Source organism: Caldibacillus thermoamylovorans (assembly GCF_000751775.1).
GTDB classification, from domain to species: domain Bacteria; phylum Bacillota; class Bacilli; order Bacillales; family Caldibacillaceae; genus Caldifermentibacillus; species Caldifermentibacillus hisashii.
The window spans coordinates 1-16,977 of sequence record NZ_CCRF01000067.1 but is presented as its reverse complement, the minus strand read 5'-3'; the positions used below and the strand labels follow the sequence as shown (position 1 = coordinate 16,977).

Annotated in this window: 17 protein-coding genes; 16 read left to right on the top strand and 1 reads right to left on the bottom strand. The window is 37.6% G+C overall.

The window, feature by feature from the left end; translation table 11 throughout:
• The first annotated feature begins 39 nt into the window (after nucleotides 1–39).
• The 8 genes from BT1A1_RS11865 to uvrC all read left to right on the top strand — a co-directional run bounded on the left by BT1A1_RS11865 (nucleotide 40) and on the right by uvrC (nucleotide 8,953).
• Nucleotides 40–447, top strand: coding sequence for a DUF350 domain-containing protein (locus tag BT1A1_RS11865; RefSeq protein WP_034771629.1), 408 nt, complete (start codon nucleotides 40–42; stop codon nucleotides 445–447).
• Between the two features lie 456 nt (nucleotides 448–903).
• Entirely contained in the window at nucleotides 904–2,604 is a 1,701-nt protein-coding gene (locus BT1A1_RS11860; RefSeq protein WP_034771605.1) for a long-chain-fatty-acid--CoA ligase, read from the top strand.
• Nucleotides 2,605–2,743: 139 nt separating this feature from the next.
• Nucleotides 2,744–3,331 (top strand): TetR/AcrR family transcriptional regulator, encoded by a 588-nt coding sequence (locus BT1A1_RS11855; protein ID WP_034771603.1) that lies wholly within the window; start codon nucleotides 2,744–2,746, stop codon nucleotides 3,329–3,331.
• Nucleotides 3,332–3,496: 165 nt separating this feature from the next.
• Nucleotides 3,497–4,270 carry an enoyl-CoA hydratase gene (locus tag BT1A1_RS11850; protein ID WP_034771601.1) on the top strand — a complete coding sequence of 258 codons (774 nt, stop codon included), beginning with the start codon at nucleotides 3,497–3,499 and terminating at the stop codon, nucleotides 4,268–4,270.
• A gap of 147 nt (nucleotides 4,271–4,417) precedes the next feature.
• Nucleotides 4,418–5,191 carry an electron transfer flavoprotein subunit beta/FixA family protein gene (locus tag BT1A1_RS11845; RefSeq protein ID WP_034771599.1) on the top strand — a complete coding sequence of 258 codons (774 nt, stop codon included), beginning with the start codon at nucleotides 4,418–4,420 and terminating at the stop codon, nucleotides 5,189–5,191.
• Between the two features lie 84 nt (nucleotides 5,192–5,275).
• Entirely contained in the window at nucleotides 5,276–6,253 is a 978-nt protein-coding gene (locus tag BT1A1_RS11840; RefSeq protein WP_034771597.1) for an electron transfer flavoprotein subunit alpha/FixB family protein, read from the top strand.
• A 332-nt stretch (nucleotides 6,254–6,585) separates the two neighbouring features.
• On the top strand, nucleotides 6,586–6,900 hold the full coding sequence (gene trxA, locus BT1A1_RS11835) for a thioredoxin (protein ID WP_034771595.1): 315 nt from the start codon (nucleotides 6,586–6,588) through the stop codon (nucleotides 6,898–6,900).
• A gap of 253 nt (nucleotides 6,901–7,153) precedes the next feature.
• Nucleotides 7,154–8,953, top strand: a complete 1,800-nt coding sequence (uvrC, locus tag BT1A1_RS11830) for an excinuclease ABC subunit UvrC (protein WP_034771593.1) — start codon at nucleotides 7,154–7,156, stop codon at nucleotides 8,951–8,953.
• Nucleotides 8,954–9,190: 237 nt separating this feature from the next.
• Here uvrC and BT1A1_RS11825 read toward each other — a convergent pair whose 3' ends face one another.
• Entirely contained in the window at nucleotides 9,191–9,628 is a 438-nt protein-coding gene (locus tag BT1A1_RS11825; protein WP_034771591.1) for a YslB family protein, read from the bottom strand.
• Between the two features lie 301 nt (nucleotides 9,629–9,929).
• Between BT1A1_RS11825 and BT1A1_RS11820 the strand changes: the two genes are divergently transcribed.
• The 8 genes from BT1A1_RS11820 (at nucleotide 9,930) to BT1A1_RS11785 (ending at nucleotide 16,792) form a co-directional block, all read left to right on the top strand.
• Nucleotides 9,930–10,541 carry a succinate dehydrogenase cytochrome b558 subunit gene (locus tag BT1A1_RS11820; RefSeq protein ID WP_034771589.1) on the top strand — a complete coding sequence of 204 codons (612 nt, stop codon included), beginning with the start codon at nucleotides 9,930–9,932 and terminating at the stop codon, nucleotides 10,539–10,541.
• Between the two features lie 102 nt (nucleotides 10,542–10,643).
• Nucleotides 10,644–12,395: a succinate dehydrogenase flavoprotein subunit gene (sdhA, locus tag BT1A1_RS11815; RefSeq protein ID WP_034771587.1), complete on the top strand. Its 1,752-nt coding sequence runs from the start codon at nucleotides 10,644–10,646 to the stop codon at nucleotides 12,393–12,395.
• 21 nt (nucleotides 12,396–12,416) lie between these two features.
• Complete coding sequence (sdhB, locus tag BT1A1_RS11810; RefSeq protein ID WP_034771584.1) at nucleotides 12,417–13,184, top strand: succinate dehydrogenase iron-sulfur subunit; 768 nt, start codon at nucleotides 12,417–12,419, stop codon at nucleotides 13,182–13,184.
• Nucleotides 13,185–13,443: 259 nt separating this feature from the next.
• Nucleotides 13,444–13,914 (top strand): acyl-CoA thioesterase, encoded by a 471-nt coding sequence (locus BT1A1_RS11805; protein WP_034771581.1) that lies wholly within the window; start codon nucleotides 13,444–13,446, stop codon nucleotides 13,912–13,914.
• A 151-nt stretch (nucleotides 13,915–14,065) separates the two neighbouring features.
• The gene (locus BT1A1_RS11800) at nucleotides 14,066–14,290 is read left to right on the top strand and encodes a helix-turn-helix domain-containing protein (RefSeq protein ID WP_033828593.1); all 225 of its coding nucleotides are present in this window, start codon (nucleotides 14,066–14,068) and stop codon (nucleotides 14,288–14,290) included.
• A gap of 555 nt (nucleotides 14,291–14,845) precedes the next feature.
• The gene (locus tag BT1A1_RS11795; protein WP_034771578.1) at nucleotides 14,846–15,286 is read left to right on the top strand and encodes a MarR family winged helix-turn-helix transcriptional regulator; all 441 of its coding nucleotides are present in this window, start codon (nucleotides 14,846–14,848) and stop codon (nucleotides 15,284–15,286) included.
• A gap of 7 nt (nucleotides 15,287–15,293) precedes the next feature.
• Entirely contained in the window at nucleotides 15,294–16,091 is a 798-nt protein-coding gene (racE, locus tag BT1A1_RS11790; RefSeq protein WP_034771575.1) for a glutamate racemase, read from the top strand.
• 119 nt (nucleotides 16,092–16,210) lie between these two features.
• On the top strand, nucleotides 16,211–16,792 hold the full coding sequence (locus BT1A1_RS11785) for an Rpn family recombination-promoting nuclease/putative transposase (protein WP_051989120.1): 582 nt from the start codon (nucleotides 16,211–16,213) through the stop codon (nucleotides 16,790–16,792).
• The last annotated feature ends 185 nt before the right edge of the window (nucleotides 16,793–16,977 follow it).

Genomic DNA, 16,977 nt, shown 5'->3' with positions numbered 1-16,977 from the left:
CATTGTAACAACAAACATATATAAATGAGGGATATTATGATGAAAGATTTTTGGGAGAGCAGTATGGTTATCCATTCAGCAAATTTCAGTGTTGCTATTTTATGTACGTTTGTCTTTTTAGCCATTTTTGAGCTGGTCACTAAGTATAATAACTGGGAAGAAATTAAGAATGGCAATATGGCGGTTGCAATGGCCACAGGAGGAAAAATTTTCGGTATCCTAAATATTTTCCGTTTCTCTATTACGCATAATGACACATTATTTGTGATGGTTGGTTGGGGGTGTTTCGGCTTTCTCCTCCTCCTGACTGCCTATTACATTTTTGAATTTTTAACACCAACATTTAATGTCGATGAACAAATTGCAAATGATAACAGAGCCGTTGGATTTATTTCCATGGTCATATCTGTCGGTTTATCTTATGTAATCGGTGCCGGCATCATTTAAGGTAAGGGGAGAAATGGCTTTGGAGAAACTTGGAAAAATCTTGCTCGTTTGTTGTGGAATTTTTCTGCTTTTTGGAATTCTATATTTTTTGTTCTACTCTTAACGGAGAGTCAAAGTCCTACTTCAAGATTGGAGTCGTCGCGGAAGATAGGTAAAGGGATTCGCCGCTTGTGCCTGATTGGTTCACCTGTCAATCAGCGGGGATCATTCTGTACTTGTAAAATATCATATTTTAAGAGAAACAATGAAAGCTGCTTTGGAGACTATGTGTATAGTTTTTTCCAAAGCAGCTTTTTCTGTACTTTTGAAAGTATATAATAATGTTCAGTAGTTCACAATAGATTTTTTATTTTAGAAAAATTTGAACTTGTAAACGTTTTTAAAATTAGATATTATTATTAATAGGGAGCAAAAATATCATTTACATTTTGTTTTTTAAACACAGGGGGGGAGAATATGGAAAATAAACCGTGGTTGAAACATTATCCGCCACAAATTCCGCACACACTTACCTTTGAGGAGACTTCTTTGCAGCAATTATTGAAAAACACAGCAGAAAAGTATCCGAACAAAATAGCGATTCATTTCAATGGTAAGGAATTATCTTACCAGGAGTTATATGATTCAGCGTTAAAATTTGCCGGATACTTGCAGAAAATTGGTATTCAAAAAGGGGATCGGGTGGCGATTATGCTGCCAAACACTCCACAATCCGTCATTAGTTTTTATGGGGTTATGATGGCAGGTGGGATTGTTGTTCAAACAAATCCAATGTACACTGAAAGAGAACTGGCCTTTCAAATGAAAGACTCGGGTGCCAAGGCAATCGTCGCATTGGATATCCTATTTCCACGTATTAAGAAGATTCAAGGAGAAACAGAACTGGAGCATATTATTATAACGGTTATTAAAGACTACTTACCATTTCCGAAAAATCTTGTATATCCGTTTATTCAAAAGAAACAATACGGTTTTTCTGTGAAGGTTGAACATAAGGGGAATGATCATTTATTTACGGAAATAATGAAGCATCCGGCACTTCAAGAACCGATTATGAACATTAATTTTGAAGAAGACTTGGCAATTTTGCAATATACCGGCGGAACAACAGGGTTTCCAAAAGGGGTTATGTTGACCCATAAAAATTTGATCGCAAATACAAAAATGTGTCAAGCATGGTTGTATAAATGCAGAGAAGGAGAAGAAATTGTTCTCGGTGCATTGCCGTTTTTCCATGTATACGGGATGACGACTGTCATGATTTTATCTATTTTACAGGCTTCAAAAATGGTGTTAATTCCGAAGCCGGATCCGGAAGTATTATTAAAAACGATTCAAAGCCAGCGCCCGACGATGTTCCCGGGAGCACCAACAATGTATATCGGAATGTTGAACCATCCTGAATTATCGAAATATGATTTATCTTCAATCGATAGTTGTATAAGCGGCTCGGCTCCGTTACCTGTCGAAGTTCAGGAGCAATTTGAAAGATTAACCGGGGGAAAATTAGTAGAGGGATATGGACTTACTGAATCATCACCGGTTACTCATGCAAATTTATTATGGGATGGCGAACGTGTAAAGGGCAGTATCGGATTACCATGGCCGGATACATTGGCGGAAATTCGGTCTGTGGAAACAGGAGAACCGCTGCCTGTAGGAGAAATTGGCGAACTGGTTGTCAAAGGACCTCAAGTGATGAAAGGCTATTGGAATCGGCCGGAAGAAACACAAGAGGTTTTAAAAGACGGATGGCTACATACCGGAGACATGGGTTATATGGATGAAGAAGGATATTTTTATATTGTTGATCGCAAAAAGGATATGATCATTGCGAGTGGCTATAATATTTATCCTAGAGAAATTGAGGAAGTATTATATGAACATCCGGCTGTTAAAGAAGTTGTCGTTGCCGGTGTACCTGATCCTTATCGAGGTGAAACGGTCAAAGCATATATTGTATTAAAAGAAGGTACAACTGTCACCGAAGACGAATTAAACAAATTCGCCCGGAAAAATTTGGCCGCTTATAAAGTTCCAAGAAAGTATGAATTTCGGGATGAACTGCCTAAAACAACAGTCGGGAAGATTTTACGTCGCCAGTTAGTGGAAGAAGAAAAAAGAAAGTTAAATGAACTTAATGAGAAGAAAGCATAACGAAATATAATATTAAATCATGGTATACAATTGACAAATGATAAATTAACTTTTATTATTGAGATATGAATGATTATTCATTCATATCTCTTTCTCTACAACAAAGAATGACAAAAGTAAAATTTGAAGGTGAACGAATTTGAAAAATCAAAAACCAAAGTACATGCAAATTATTGATGCCGCAGTTATTACGATTGCCGAAAACGGTTATCACCAATCACAAGTTTCAAAAATTGCAAAACAAGCAGGAGTTGCTGATGGAACCATTTATCTCTATTTTAAGAATAAGGAAGATATATTAATTTCCTTATTTCGGGAAAAAATGGGTCATTTCATTACGGATTTAGAGGAAGTAACGAGAAGTAAAAACACGGCTTCAGAGAAACTGTTACTTTTAATTGAAAATCATTTCCGCAGATTATCTGAAGATTATCATCTTGCTATTGTTACTCAGCTTGAATTACGCCAGACAAACAAAGATTTACGCCTGCAAATTAATAGCATATTAAAAGGCTATTTAAAACTTGTCGATAAGATATTAGTAGAAGGGATAGAAAAAGGTGAGTTTGATAAAGATTTAGATATCCGACTTGCCAGACAAATGATTTTCGGTACAATTGATGAAACGGTAACGACATGGATCATGAATGACCATAAATATGATTTGGTCGGTCTGGCACCGAAAGTCCATCAGTTGCTGATAAACGGCTGCGGTAACAAAAACTAAGGGGAATATTTATTTTATGCTTCGTACCCGGTCACTTGCCGTAAAGCTTAAACAAAAATTTTTAAGTGTGAAACATTTCTTAACGGTGAGGAGTAATTAGTCTCGGGTACGAACATTTAAATAAATAGAATAAGAAAATTTAGTTTCACTTTAAGGGGGATGGAAATGGCTTTTTTACACGCACAAATAGAAGGAAAAATAGCAGTTATTACGATAAATCGTCCACCGGCAAACGCACTTTCTCAAGAACTTTTGCTGGAATTGGATGAGATGTTGACAGAGTTTTCTACAAATGATGATGTGCGGGTGATCGTCATTCGAGGAGAAGGGAAATTCTTCTGTGCGGGTGCAGATATACGGGAATTTACAACAATTGGGTCACAAGAAAAGGCCTATGAATTGGCAAGAAACGGTCAACAATTAATGGATAAAATTGAGCAATATCCAAAACCGATTATTGCCTCCATTCACGGTGCTGCCTTAGGCGGAGGTCTTGAATTGGCAATGGGCTGCCATATCCGTCTTGTAAGTGAAAATGCGATACTGGGACTTCCTGAGTTGTCACTCGGTATTATTCCCGGATTTGCCGGAACACAGCGCTTACCGAAATATGTAGGTGAACAAATAGCATTGGAAATGATGATTACAAGTGAACCGATTAGCGGCACAGAAGCCTGTCAGTATGGTTTGGCATTACGGGCATTTCCGGAAGAAAAACTATTTGAAGAAACAATGAAACTGGCGGAAAAGTTTGCCAGCAAAAGTCCTGCTTCAGTTAAAGCCGTTATTAATCTATTAAAATATACAAAAACAGAACAATTTGCTGAAGGAATTGAGCAAGAAGCAAAATGGTTCAGCGAAGTATTCCGAACAGAAGATGCAAAAGAAGGAATTCAAGCTTTTATTGAGAAGAGAAAACCGAATTTTGTAGGTAAATAATTTTATCGTTACCGCTTAACCCATTTTCCAAAAAGGTTAATATAGCTGATATTCTATTTGGCACAACTCTTTCAATAACACCTTATTAGGTGCTAATCATTTTATTAACATCAAAATCTATTAAACAATCTTAGGAGGGAGCAATGAATGAATATTTTTGTATTATTGAAAAGAACTTTTGATACGGAAGAAAAAATAACGATTGCGAATGGCTCAATCAATGAAGATGGTGCAGAATTCATCATCAATCCATATGACGAATATGCCGTAGAAGAGGCCATTCAAGTCCGTGATGAGCATGGCGGTGAAGTAACGGTTGTAACAGTTGGCGGTGAAGATGCCGAAAAACAATTACGTACTGCATTGGCTATGGGGGCAGATAAAGCAGTTTTAATTAATGTGGAAGATGACTTGGAAGTTTGCGACCAATATACAACAGCAAAAATAATTGCTGAGTATTTAAAAGATAAGGAACCGGATTTAGTTATTGCCGGAAATGTTGCCATTGATAACGGAACCGGTCAAGTTGGACCACGGGTTGCTGATTTGTTAGGTATTCCATATATCACAACGATAACGGATTTAAAAATTGACGGCAATCATGTAAGCGTTGTCCGTGATGTTGAAGGAGACGAAGAAAAGATTGAAGCCACACTTCCATTATTAGTTACAGCACAACAAGGATTGAATGAACCAAGATATCCGTCCTTACCGGGGATTATGAAAGCGAAAAAGAAACCGTTGGAAGAACTGGAACTGGATGATTTAGATATTGATGAAGAGGATGTCGAAGCAAAAACGAAAACAATTGAAGTTTATCTGCCACCAAAGCGGGAAGCCGGGAAAATTTTGGAAGGCGAATTAAAGGATCAAGTACAAGAATTAGTATCCTTGCTTCATAAAGAAGCCAAAGTCGTTTAATGATAGGAAATTTATTTGATTTTCGGAGCGATGATATTAGGAAATTCAACCTGTTCATGGTTATTTCAACAAGGAGGGTAAATAATGGGAAGAAAAGTGTTAGTTTTAGCTGAAGTGAAAGACGGAAACTTAAGAAATGTTTCTTATGAAGCAATTGCCGCTGCGAAAACCGTTTCTGAAGGCGGCGAAGTAGTAGGTGTACTGCTTGGTGAATCTGTTCGGAATTTAGCAGAAGGGCTAATTCACTATGGTGCTGATCGGGTTGTTGTTGTAGAAAATGATAAGTTAAGCAATTACAGTTCAGACGGTTTTTCACAAGCATTTATTGCAGTTGTGAACGAGGAAGATCCGGAAGCAATTATTTTTGGTCATACCTCACTTGGGAAAGACTTATCACCAAAGGTTGCCAGTAAGCAGGATGCCGGTTTAATATCTGATGTAATCGATGTCGAAGTTGCCGGAGATAATGTTGTTTTTACTCGTCCAATTTACTCAGGGAAAGCATTTGAAAAGAAAATCGTAACAGATGGGATTATTTTTGCAACAGTAAGACCAAATAATATTGCGCCCCTTGATAAAGACGAATCCCGGAGCGGTGACGTAAGTACTCTTGAAGTAGAAATAAAAGATTTACGTACGATCATTAAAGAAGTAGTCAGAAAAGCAAGTGAAGGTGTCGATTTATCAGAAGCAAAAGTCGTTGTTGCCGGTGGGCGCGGCGTAAAGAGTGCAGACGGGTTTAAACCGTTGCAAGAACTTGCGGATGTATTAGGCGGTGCTGTCGGAGCATCCCGGGGTGCATGTGATGCCGGTTTCTGTGACTATTCATTGCAAATCGGTCAAACAGGGAAAGTTGTTACCCCTGATCTTTACATTGCTTGCGGCATTTCCGGTGCTATCCAACATTTAGCCGGTATGTCTAATTCAAAAGTTATTGTTGCGATTAATAAAGATCCGGAAGCCAATATCTTCAAAGTGGCAGATTACGGAATCGTCGGTGACCTGTTCGAAGTGGTGCCGCTTTTAACAGAAGAATTTAAGAAATTAAAAGTCAATGCATAAAATATATGTAAAGTCCGGCACTCAACCGATAATGGTGCGAGAACCGGACTTTCATTTTGAATAGCAGTGGGGGTTCTTCATGCCCAAAAAAGATAGTTAGTTGAACCAATCGGACGCATGCGGGCAACTTATCTTCATTCTAAACTCAGAATCTTGAGGTGGGGGTGTTACTGCACGTTTAAAATACCACAATCCTGTAATTAGAGTCATAGTGTTGGTTATTTTTTCACGTTTAGGGTAAAATGGTTTATGAGCCAAATGTTTCACAAAACATTACTTACAGTGATATACTACTGTCGATAGCGATAAATCGTATAGGAGGGGTTTAACCTATGGCAATTGTAAAAGCAACGGATCAAAACTTTGCTGAAGAAACAAGTAAAGGTCTGGTTGTCGCAGATTTCTGGGCAACTTGGTGTGGACCTTGTAAAATGATAGCACCGGTTCTTGAAGAAATTGACTCAGAAATGGGCGATCAAGTGAAAATCGTTAAACTTGATGTTGATGAAAATCAAGAAACTGCTGCTAAATACGGGGTTATGAGTATTCCAACATTAATTTTCTTCAAAGATGGAGAAATTGTTGATAAAGTGATCGGCTACCGTCCGAAAGAAGCATTGGAGGAAGTAATCAACAATCATCTGTAATTTTTATTAGCCAAGAATATTAAATGAAGGCAGTCCTAATTTGGGCTGTTTTTTTAGCTACGAGAAAAGGATATTTTTTCAATTTTAAATTTCTATCACATAAGTGCACAAAGAATGCTTCACAGCACTTAGAGTATAGGCTACGCAGTTGAAAAATCAATGGCCTTTTTAACAATTATACGACTTCCGAAAATCTCTTTATTTTTTCGGTCGACTTTTCAAAAATAAACCCACTCATTATGGAGTGAAAAATATGGAATCAAAGAAGATTATTCAAGAAAAACTAGCTTTGTTACCCAACCAGCCCGGCTGCTACTTAATGAAAGACAGGCAGGGTACAATCATCTATGTCGGTAAGGCAAAAATATTGAAAAATCGTGTTCGCTCATACTTTACCGGTTCGCACGACGGCAAAACACAGGCACTGGTAAACGAAATTGAGGACTTCGAATATATTATCACTTCATCCAATATTGAAGCATTGATTTTGGAAATGAATCTAATAAAAAAACATAATCCAAAATATAACGTCATGCTGAAGGACGATAAAAGTTACCCGTTCATTAAACTGACAGCAGAACGCCACCCTCGCTTAATTATCACTCGGAAGGTGAAAAAAGATAAAGGGAAATACTTTGGACCATATCCGAATGTCTTTGCGGCCAAGGAAACAAAAAAATTGTTGGATCGGTTGTATCCTTTGCGGAAATGCTCAACCTTACCGAACCGCGTATGCCTTTACTATCACATCGGCCAATGTCTGGCTCCTTGTGTAAATAATATAAGTGAAGAAACATACAAAGAAATGACCGATGAAATCACCAAATTTTTAAACGGAGGCTACACGGAAGTAAAGAAACAATTAACGGAAAAAATGATGGAAGCTTCGGAGGCTCTTGATTTTGAACGAGCCAAAGAGTATCGCGACAAAATTAGTGCCATAGAAACAACAATGGAAAAACAAAAAATGACCATGCAGGATTTTGTTGACCGTGATGTATTCGGGTATGCGGTGGATAAAGGGTGGATGTGTGTCCAAGTGTTCTTCATTCGTCAAGGAAAATTAATTGAACGGGATGTGTCCATGTTTCCGTTTTACGATGACCCGGAGGAAGAAATGCTTACTTTTCTTGGCCAATTTTATGAAAAACCAAACCACTTTAAGCCGAAAGAAATTTTACTGTCAAAAGAAGTTGACGGTGAGTTGGCAAAAGAATTATTGGGCGTAAAAATCATTCAGCCGGCACGTGGTCAGAAAAAAGAGCTTGTTCAGTTAGCAACAAAAAATGCGACAGCTGCTTTGAAAGAAAAATTTTATCTTATTGAACGAGATGAAGAAAGAACGATTAAGGCCATTGAAAAATTAGGACAAGAAATGGGAATTTATCCTCCATACCGAATTGAAGCCTTTGACAACTCAAATATTCAAGGGACAAATCCCGTATCGGCCATGGTAGTTTTTATAAATGGAAAACCGGATAAAAAACAATACCGGAAATATAAAATAAAAACCGTAGAAGGTCCGGATGATTATGAATCGATGCGGGAAGTTGTTCGCAGGCGATATTCACGTGTGTTGAAAGAAAATTTACCACTTCCGGACCTGATTTTAATTGATGGCGGAAAGGGTCAAATTGAGGCTGCAAAAGACATACTACAAAATGAATTGAATTTGGAAATACCTGTAGCCGGTCTTGTAAAAGATGACAAGCATCAAACATCCAATCTTTTATTTGGGGATCCTTTAGAAGTGGTTCCTCTTACTCGGAATAGTCAGGAATTTTATTTACTGCAACGAATTCAAGATGAAGTTCACCGCTTTGCAATCACGTTTCATCGACAACTTCGGGGAAAAACATTGTTTCACTCCATTTTAGACGACATTCCAGGTGTTGGGGAGAAACGGAAAAGGCAACTAATTAAACATTTCGGTTCTGTTAGGAAAATGAAAGAAGCTGCTTTAGAAGATTTTCGGGCCATTGGAATCCCGGTACATGTAGCTGAAACAATTATGGAAACATTAAAGAATGAGGAAGAGGACGCTAAGGAATAAAGGCTTATAACAAATAAAATTTAAGAGGCGAGATTAGTAACAGGTTTATGGGACAAGTCAAGCGGAAAAATCAGCAGAACTGTCCCATAGGCTTGTCCATATCGAGTCCTATGGGACAAAAGGGTTGAAAAATTTAAAGGGATTTCGTGTCCGATAAAGTAGTTTTTATTGTTAAATCCTAATAACATGAATGAACGAGTCCATTAAGGGCAAAAATTTTAACAGCCCCTAAAAATGCTAAAGCATCGGATCCCACTTAACGGTAAAAACGACCGTCCCATCCCGTTTTTTTGAATGCTCATAGCTTTCCGCATAAACTTTTTTCATTTGTTGAATTTGTTCAGCTAAAAACCCTGCTTCTAATTGGAAGGTTGGGTTTGTTTTCGTCAATAGCCGATTTCTGATTAATTCACTTGATAACGTGAATTCCATTTCATCTTTCTTTTCATCGGTTACTGTTAATGTTCCCCAACCTGCATTGATAAAGAATTCAATAATTTCATTTATGGAAAAAAGAGGATATTTTCTAGCTAAACGTTTTCCGGCCCAATACAAAATATTTGGTGCCTCATTCCCTAATAATTCTTCCAACAATTCTTCGCGAATCAACTCATATCCGAAAGCAGGTACGGATAATTCACTAATATTTATTTCTTTTGTACTTTTTTTGCTCAATCAAGAATCCCCCTTTTCTTTAAATCTATTATATACAAAATCGCAATGATTTATTTAACTTTTTTTGTTGGATAAAAATTATTTTAATATATTAATTGAAATAAGTGGTAGAAATGGAAAATATTTATAAATCACTATTCCGAAGATTTAAACATTAATAAAAACACTTTAGAAATATTATTTATCTGTATCCGTTTTCTTGACGCTCCCTAAAAAAAAGTTTACAATGAACATGTCATATATTTGCCATAGTTTTCTAAATTCATAGTGAAGGATAATCTTAAGGGGGGTACATGTAAAGATGGCTGGTAACCGAGAGTTTTTCCACCGGAGATTACACTCATTGTTAGGGGTTATACCGGTTGGCCTGTTTTTAATCATGCATTTAATGCTTAACTACAATGCTACGAAGGGACCGGAGGCATTCAACAAAGCTGCCGGGTTCATGGAAAATCTTCCATTCTTACTATTTCTTGAATTTGCTTTCATTTATATTCCTATTGTATTTCATGCAATTTACGGGGTTTATATTGCATTTACGGCAAAACCTAATGTAGGCAGATTCGGAAAATTCCGGAACTGGATGTTTGTGTTGCAAAGATTCACAGGCATTTTCTTAATTATCTTTATTGCATGGCATGTGTGGGAGACACGGTTGGCAAAAGCATTTTTTGGAACTGAAGTTAATTTCGACATGATGGCAAATATAGTTGATAATCCGCTAATGCTAATTTTCTATATTATAGGGATAGTTTCGGCTACTTTCCATTTAGCAAACGGATTGTGGTCATTCTGTGTGAGTTGGGGGATTACGGTTTCGCCACGGTCACAACAAATTAATACATATGTAACCATGGCAATCTTTCTGGCATTATCTTATGTAGGTATTCGAGCTATACTTGCATTCACATAATATCAAGAACCATTTTCAAAATACATTATTGATATGGGTTATTTTATCTTAATCTTTTTTACGATAAATTTTTACCAATGAATTGAAGGAGTGAGCCACAAAATGAGTAAAGGAAAAATCATTGTTGTCGGCGGCGGTTTAGCCGGTCTGATGGCAACTGTTAAAATAGCTGAAGCAGGAGTTCCTGTTGAATTGTTTTCACTTGTTCCGGTTAAACGTTCTCACTCTGTATGTGCACAAGGCGGGATTAATGGTGCGGTTAATACAAAGGGTGAAGGGGACTCACCTTGGCAACATTTTGATGATACGGTTTACGGCGGCGACTTTTTAGCAAATCAACCGCCTGTTAAAGCAATGTGTGAGGCGGCACCAGGAATTATTCACTTATTTGACCGAATGGGTGTAATGTTTAATCGTACATCTGAAGGACTTCTTGACTTTAGACGATTTGGCGGGACACTTTACCATCGTACTGCGTTTGCCGGGGCAACTACCGGTCAACAGCTTTTATATGCATTAGATGAACAAGTTCGTCGCCATGAAGTAGCCGGACTTGTAACGAAATATGAGTATTGGGAATTTTTAGGAGTCGTTTTGGATGACGACCAAGTTTGTCGCGGGGTTGTTGCCCAAGATTTACGAACAATGGAAATCAAAACGTTTGCGGCTGATGCAGTTATTATGGCGACTGGCGGACTTGGTATGATTTTTGGAAAGTCAACGAACTCAATTATTAATACAGGATCTGCCCATGCTATTCTTTACCAACAAGGTGTCTATTATGCAAACGGAGAATTCATTCAAATTCACCCGACCGCCATTCCGGGGGATGATAAACTCCGATTGATGAGTGAATCTGCACGTGGTGAAGGTGGTAGAATTTGGACCTATAAGGATGGAAAACCTTGGTATTTCTTGGAAGAAAAATATCCATTATATGGAAACTTAGTACCTCGTGACATAGCAACTCGTGAAATTTTCCACGTTTGCGTTGACATGAAACTAGGAATTAACGGAGAAAACATGGTTTATCTCGATTTGTCCCATAAAGATCCACATGAGCTGGATGTAAAACTGGGCGGTATAATTGAGATTTACGAAAAATTCACCGGTGATGATCCACATAAAGTTCCGATGAAAATCTTCCCGGCTGTCCATTATTCCATGGGTGGTGTATGGGTTGATTATGATCAAATGACAAATATTAAAGGTTTATTTGCGGCAGGTGAGTGTGATTATTCACAACACGGTGCTAACCGTTTAGGTGCGAACTCATTATTATCTGCTATTTATGGTGGAATGGTAGCCGGACCAAATGCAGTTAAATATATTGAAGGTCTTGAAAAAAGTTCTGACTCTATTCCTTCCAGTCTTTATGAACGCTATCAGAAACAAGAAGAGCAAAAATGGGCTGATATCATGAATTTAGATGGAACGGAAAATGCTTATGTACTTCATAGAGAACTTGGCGAGTGGATGACCGATAATGTAACAGTTGTCCGCTATAATGATCGTCTATTAAAAACAGATGAAAAAATTCAAGAATTGCTGGAGCGCTATAAAAATATCAATATTAATGATACGTCAAAATGGAGTAACCAAGGGGCATCATTTACGAGACAATTATATAATATGTTACAACTTGCACGTGTGATTACACTCGGTGCTTATAATCGTAATGAATCTCGCGGTGCCCATTATAAACCGGATTTCCCTGAACGGAATGATGAAGAATGGTTAAAAACAACCATGGCAAAATTTGTCGGGCCGAATCAAGCACCTGAATTCTTTTATGAAGATGTCGATGTTTCGTTAATTCCGCCGCGTAAACGTGATTATACGAGAAAACATTAATTAAAGGGGAGGAATTTTTCAATGGCTGAACAACAAAAAACAGTGACTTTTATAATCCAAAGACAAGATACACCGGATTCTGCCCCTTATGAGGAGACATTTGAAATTCCATATCGCCCGAATATGAATGTAATCGCCGCATTGATGGAAATTCAACGGAATCCTGTTACAAAAGATGGAAAAAAAACAACACCGGTCACATGGGAAATGAATTGCTTGGAAGAAGTTTGCGGAGCTTGTTCAATGGTGATCAACGGGAAACCAAGACAATCTTGTTCGGCAATGGTTGATCAGTTGGAAGAGCCCATTCGTCTTGAACCGATGCGTACATTCCCGGTCATCCGTGACTTAATGGTTGACAGAAGCCGGATGTTTGATGCGTTGAAAAAAGTGAAAGCTTGGATTCCAATCGACGGTACATATGATTTGGGACCGGGACCGAGAATGCCTGAAACGAAACGTCAATGGGCATATGAACTGTCGAAATGTATGACATGTGGAGTTTGTTTGGAAGCATGTCCAAATGTAAATGACAAATCAAACTTTATGGGGCCTGCCCCATTATCACAAGTTCGCTTATTTAATGCGCATCCAACCGGTGCAATGAATAAAGCGGAACGTCTTGCTGCAATTATGGGTGATGGTGGCCTTGCCAGCTGCGGTAACTCGCAAAACTGTGTTCAAGCCTGCCCGAAAGGAATTCCGTTGACAACATCAATTGCTGCATTGAACAGAGAAGCGACTGTACAGATGTTCCGGAATTTCTTTGGCAGTGATTATTCTTATTAAAAATTGCTGTTTATATATTAGATATAATTACAGATTTTCCGAACGAGAAAGACCACTCTTTTAAGGGTGGGATGAAAGTGAGTGCGGTTCTTCAAGTATGCGAAGATCTGCGTAGGTTTATCACATAAATAAAAACATGATTTGATCGTGCCCATTATTGGAATAAATATGGTTGGTTGACTATAAACAAGTCAACCTTTTTTTAAAAGCAGAAAACGAATGATTGTTCATTCATTTTGTACTTGTGGAGGTTTACCGTGTGAAAAAAATAAATTATATTGAGGACTTTCAAACTTGGCAAAGCGATTTTGAATTTTTTATACCTATTAAAGTTCGCTTTAGTGAGACCGATATGTTCGGCCATTTAAACAATACCGTCCCGTTTATTTATTTTGAACAGGTTCGAATCGAATTACTAAAATCGCTTGGTTTCATGGAAGAATGGAACCAAATCGACAGTCATGTTATCCCGGTCGTGGCAGATTTACAATGTGATTATATCCAACAAGTATTTTTTGATGAAGAAATTAAGGTGTATATTAAAATTCATAAAATCGGACAAAGTTCCGTTGATCTGCATTATATGGGAAAAAAATTAAATGATTCAATCTGTTTCACGGGAAGAGGAACCTTGGTTAAATTAAATAAATTAACCGGAAAAGGTGAAAAATGGACCGAACACGAAATGAATACTCTGGAAAGACAAATGAAAAACGTTGCTAGAATATGACTTGACCTTTAAGTAACAAATTTGACCGCCTATTTCTCAATTGTTCATGAGAAAGGTGTCACTCCAATCCTTGCCTGCACATATGATATGGTGACGATTCATACCCATCCCCGCGTTTTCTAGCTGGCGAAGGCAAGGAGGGTTCATGTATTTGAAGGAAAATGATTTCACTCATAAGCCGTTATTGACAAAACGAGAAAGGGAAGTTTTCGAGCTGTTGGTCCAAGACAAAACAACAAAGGAAATTGCCCAAGAATTATTTATTAGTGAAAAGACAGTTCGAAACCATATTTCAAATGCCATGCAAAAGCTTGGAGTAAAGGGGCGTTCGCAAGCTGTCGTCGAACTTCTCCGGATGGGGGAGTTAAAGCTCTAAACAATACCGGCTATCCATAATGGTGGCCGGTTTAAACTTTTTTTCTACGCTCATATCAACTGGAAGCAATTCCCCAAAAATTTCAACTCAAAAAGAAAACCTCCGCTTAAAGGCTTTTGGTGTACTTTAATTACATTTACATTGCAAAAGGAATAGCCTTACGTTTGCAAAATACATCAATCATTCCCATACATAAGGAAAGACTGTTAAAAAGAGGTTCTATCTTGAAAAATGGTTGAATTTTTTCAGTAAAAGTTAGAAAATAAACTATAGTTCTTTTAGATGTATTTTAAAAAAATCAAGTGAAACTGTAGGGGTTTTCCACATCCCTACTGATGAAAAGTTGAACCTATCTCTTTGTAAACTTGAAAATCTTGAGGTAGGTTCATATTGTCCGTACGGGATGGGATATAAATAGTTTAAGGAAACACCTGTAAGCAGCAAGTCCTAATATTTTTCATAAAAGTTTATCTTTTGCACATCCTGTGAATGTTAACAAGGATTGTTTAACGTCGAGAAGCTTAACAAATTTTAGGTGTCAATGGGGGGAACCATGTGGAAAGAACAATTGAAGAAAAGGTTGTAGCATCTATTGAAAAAGACTTGCGCTATATTTCCGGTATAATAAAGCAAAAAGGCCGGGAAATTTTAAGTAATTATTCAATAACACCCCCTCAATTTATCGCTTTACAATGGCTCTTTGAAGAAGGCGATATGACAATTGGTGAACTTTCGACTAAAATGTATTTAGCGTTCAGCACAACTACAGATTTAATTGATCGAATGGAAAGGAACAATCTTGTAAAAAGGATAAGAGGTGAGAAAGATCGCCGTGTTGTTCGTATTCATTTGCTATCTGAAGGGGTTCGAATAATTGAGGAAGTCATTAAAAAGCGACAATTGTATTTAAATGAAGTTTTACAGGACTTTAATGATGAAGAAATTATTCTTTTACAAGAGAATCTAAAGAAATTACATAAAAATATGAAAGGTTGAAGCTAATTTGTCAGCAAATCCAATAGGCATCATAGACTCGGGAGTAGGCGGTTTGACTGTAGTAAAGGAAATGATGCGCCAGTTGCCAAATGAATCGATTATTTATTTAGGTGATACTGCGCGTTGTCCATATGGACCTAGGTCAAGTAGTGAAATTAGTCAATTTACGTGGGAAATGACCCGCTATTTAGAAACATATCATATAAAAATGTTAATTATAGCCTGTAATACAGCAACTGCCGTGGCATTGGAGGAAATTCGAGACAGCCTTTCAATACCGGTATTAGGTGTGATAAATCCAGGCGCGAGAGCAGCAATTAAAGTTTCCCAAAAAAATCGTATCGGTGTTATCGGAACAGAAATGACAATTAAAAGTAAAGCTTACGAACAGGCGTTGAAAAAAATCAGAAAACATGTTACTGTTCACGGGCTGGCTTGTCCCAAACTCGTCCCACTTGTAGAAAGCGGCGAATGGACCGGTGCTTTTGCAGAAAAAATTGTGGCTGAATCTATTCGTCCTTTAAAGGATAAAAATATTGATACATTAATTCTAGGATGTACCCATTATCCGCTGTTACAGCCGGTTATTGAATCTTATTTTCAAGGTGATATTAAAATTATTAGTTCCGGTGAAGAAACAGCAAGAGAAGCAAGTGTAATTCTGGATCATATTGGTATGCTTAATACACCTGAGGAGCAACCAAATCATGTATTTTTTACAACAGGTTCAAAATCAATGTTTAAAACAATCGCTGAACAATGGCTTGGATTAACGAATATAACAGTTGATACAGTTAAGTTATAAAGCTATTAATATCTCTGAAAAGCATAGCTTATCTATGTTATGAAAAAATACGGTAGTAAGAAAAAATTTTCATTAAAATACCGCTTCATTTAGGCGGGTTTTTAAATGGCTTTGAGGAAATGCCACAAAATGTGAAAGAATACTTGCCAAACTTTCACTACCTATTGTATGACCTCTCTGATTATTCGGATGAGGAAATAAAGGGAAATGCCCAACTACGAATTATGTTGAAACTACTCCGTGATGTAGTTACAAAAAGTACTGAAGAATTTCTACGGTCTTTTTATGAGGCCAGTCACGCATTGCTCGAGATAGAGGATAAACAAAAAGGAATTGAATTTTTTGAGATAACGTTGCGATATGTATTTAATGCTGTTCGAGACTTAACAAAGAAGGACATGGAACAAATCGTGCGGCAAATTGAGACGACATTTCCAGAACGGAGTGAAGTAGCCATGACATTGGCGGATATTTTGAGAGAGGAAGACATGCAGGAAGGTTTGGAAAAAGGAAGACAAGAAGGAGCATCCCAAGCTTTAGCAAAAACCGCCCTACAATTGTTAACAGAAAAATTTGGTGCCTTGCCGGAAGATCTAAAGGAAGACATTAAGGAGGCAGATCTTGCGACACTGGAAACCCTCCTCCAAAATATATTCAAATACCAAAGTATAGATGATGTTAAAAAATTTTTTGAACAATGAATAGCTAGACTTCTTAAGTAACTTCAGGGACTTACTGGGATAACCTGCTAAAAGACTAAAGCACTTTGTTCGTAGGAATCCCCTTTCTTAGCTAATAGGAAAGTATAAATTTTCCAATTTCTACTTTCCTAACGCATAAGTGCAACTACGGCTCTGCTCTCGCCAAAAGCTCGGCAGTCGCCGAG

What these genes read in the sequence shown, in the direction of transcription:
- BT1A1_RS11865 (WP_034771629.1), top strand. Translation starts at nt 40, where the DNA reads ATGAAAGATTTTTGGGAGAGCAGTATGGTTATCCATTCAGCAAATTTC.
- BT1A1_RS11860 (WP_034771605.1), top strand. Translation starts at nt 904, where the DNA reads ATGGAAAATAAACCGTGGTTGAAACATTATCCGCCACAAATTCCGCAC.
- trxA (WP_034771595.1), top strand. Translation starts at nt 6,586, where the DNA reads ATGGCAATTGTAAAAGCAACGGATCAAAACTTTGCTGAAGAAACAAGT.
- sdhA (WP_034771587.1), top strand. Translation starts at nt 10,644, where the DNA reads ATGAGTAAAGGAAAAATCATTGTTGTCGGCGGCGGTTTAGCCGGTCTG.
- BT1A1_RS11820 (WP_034771589.1), top strand. Translation starts at nt 9,930, where the DNA reads ATGGCTGGTAACCGAGAGTTTTTCCACCGGAGATTACACTCATTGTTA.
- BT1A1_RS11850 (WP_034771601.1), top strand. Translation starts at nt 3,497, where the DNA reads ATGGCTTTTTTACACGCACAAATAGAAGGAAAAATAGCAGTTATTACG.
- uvrC (WP_034771593.1), top strand. Translation starts at nt 7,154, where the DNA reads ATGGAATCAAAGAAGATTATTCAAGAAAAACTAGCTTTGTTACCCAAC.
- BT1A1_RS11840 (WP_034771597.1), top strand. Translation starts at nt 5,276, where the DNA reads ATGGGAAGAAAAGTGTTAGTTTTAGCTGAAGTGAAAGACGGAAACTTA.
- BT1A1_RS11785 (WP_051989120.1), top strand. Translation starts at nt 16,211, where the DNA reads ATGCCACAAAATGTGAAAGAATACTTGCCAAACTTTCACTACCTATTG.
- BT1A1_RS11845 (WP_034771599.1), top strand. Translation starts at nt 4,418, where the DNA reads ATGAATATTTTTGTATTATTGAAAAGAACTTTTGATACGGAAGAAAAA.
- sdhB (WP_034771584.1), top strand. Translation starts at nt 12,417, where the DNA reads ATGGCTGAACAACAAAAAACAGTGACTTTTATAATCCAAAGACAAGAT.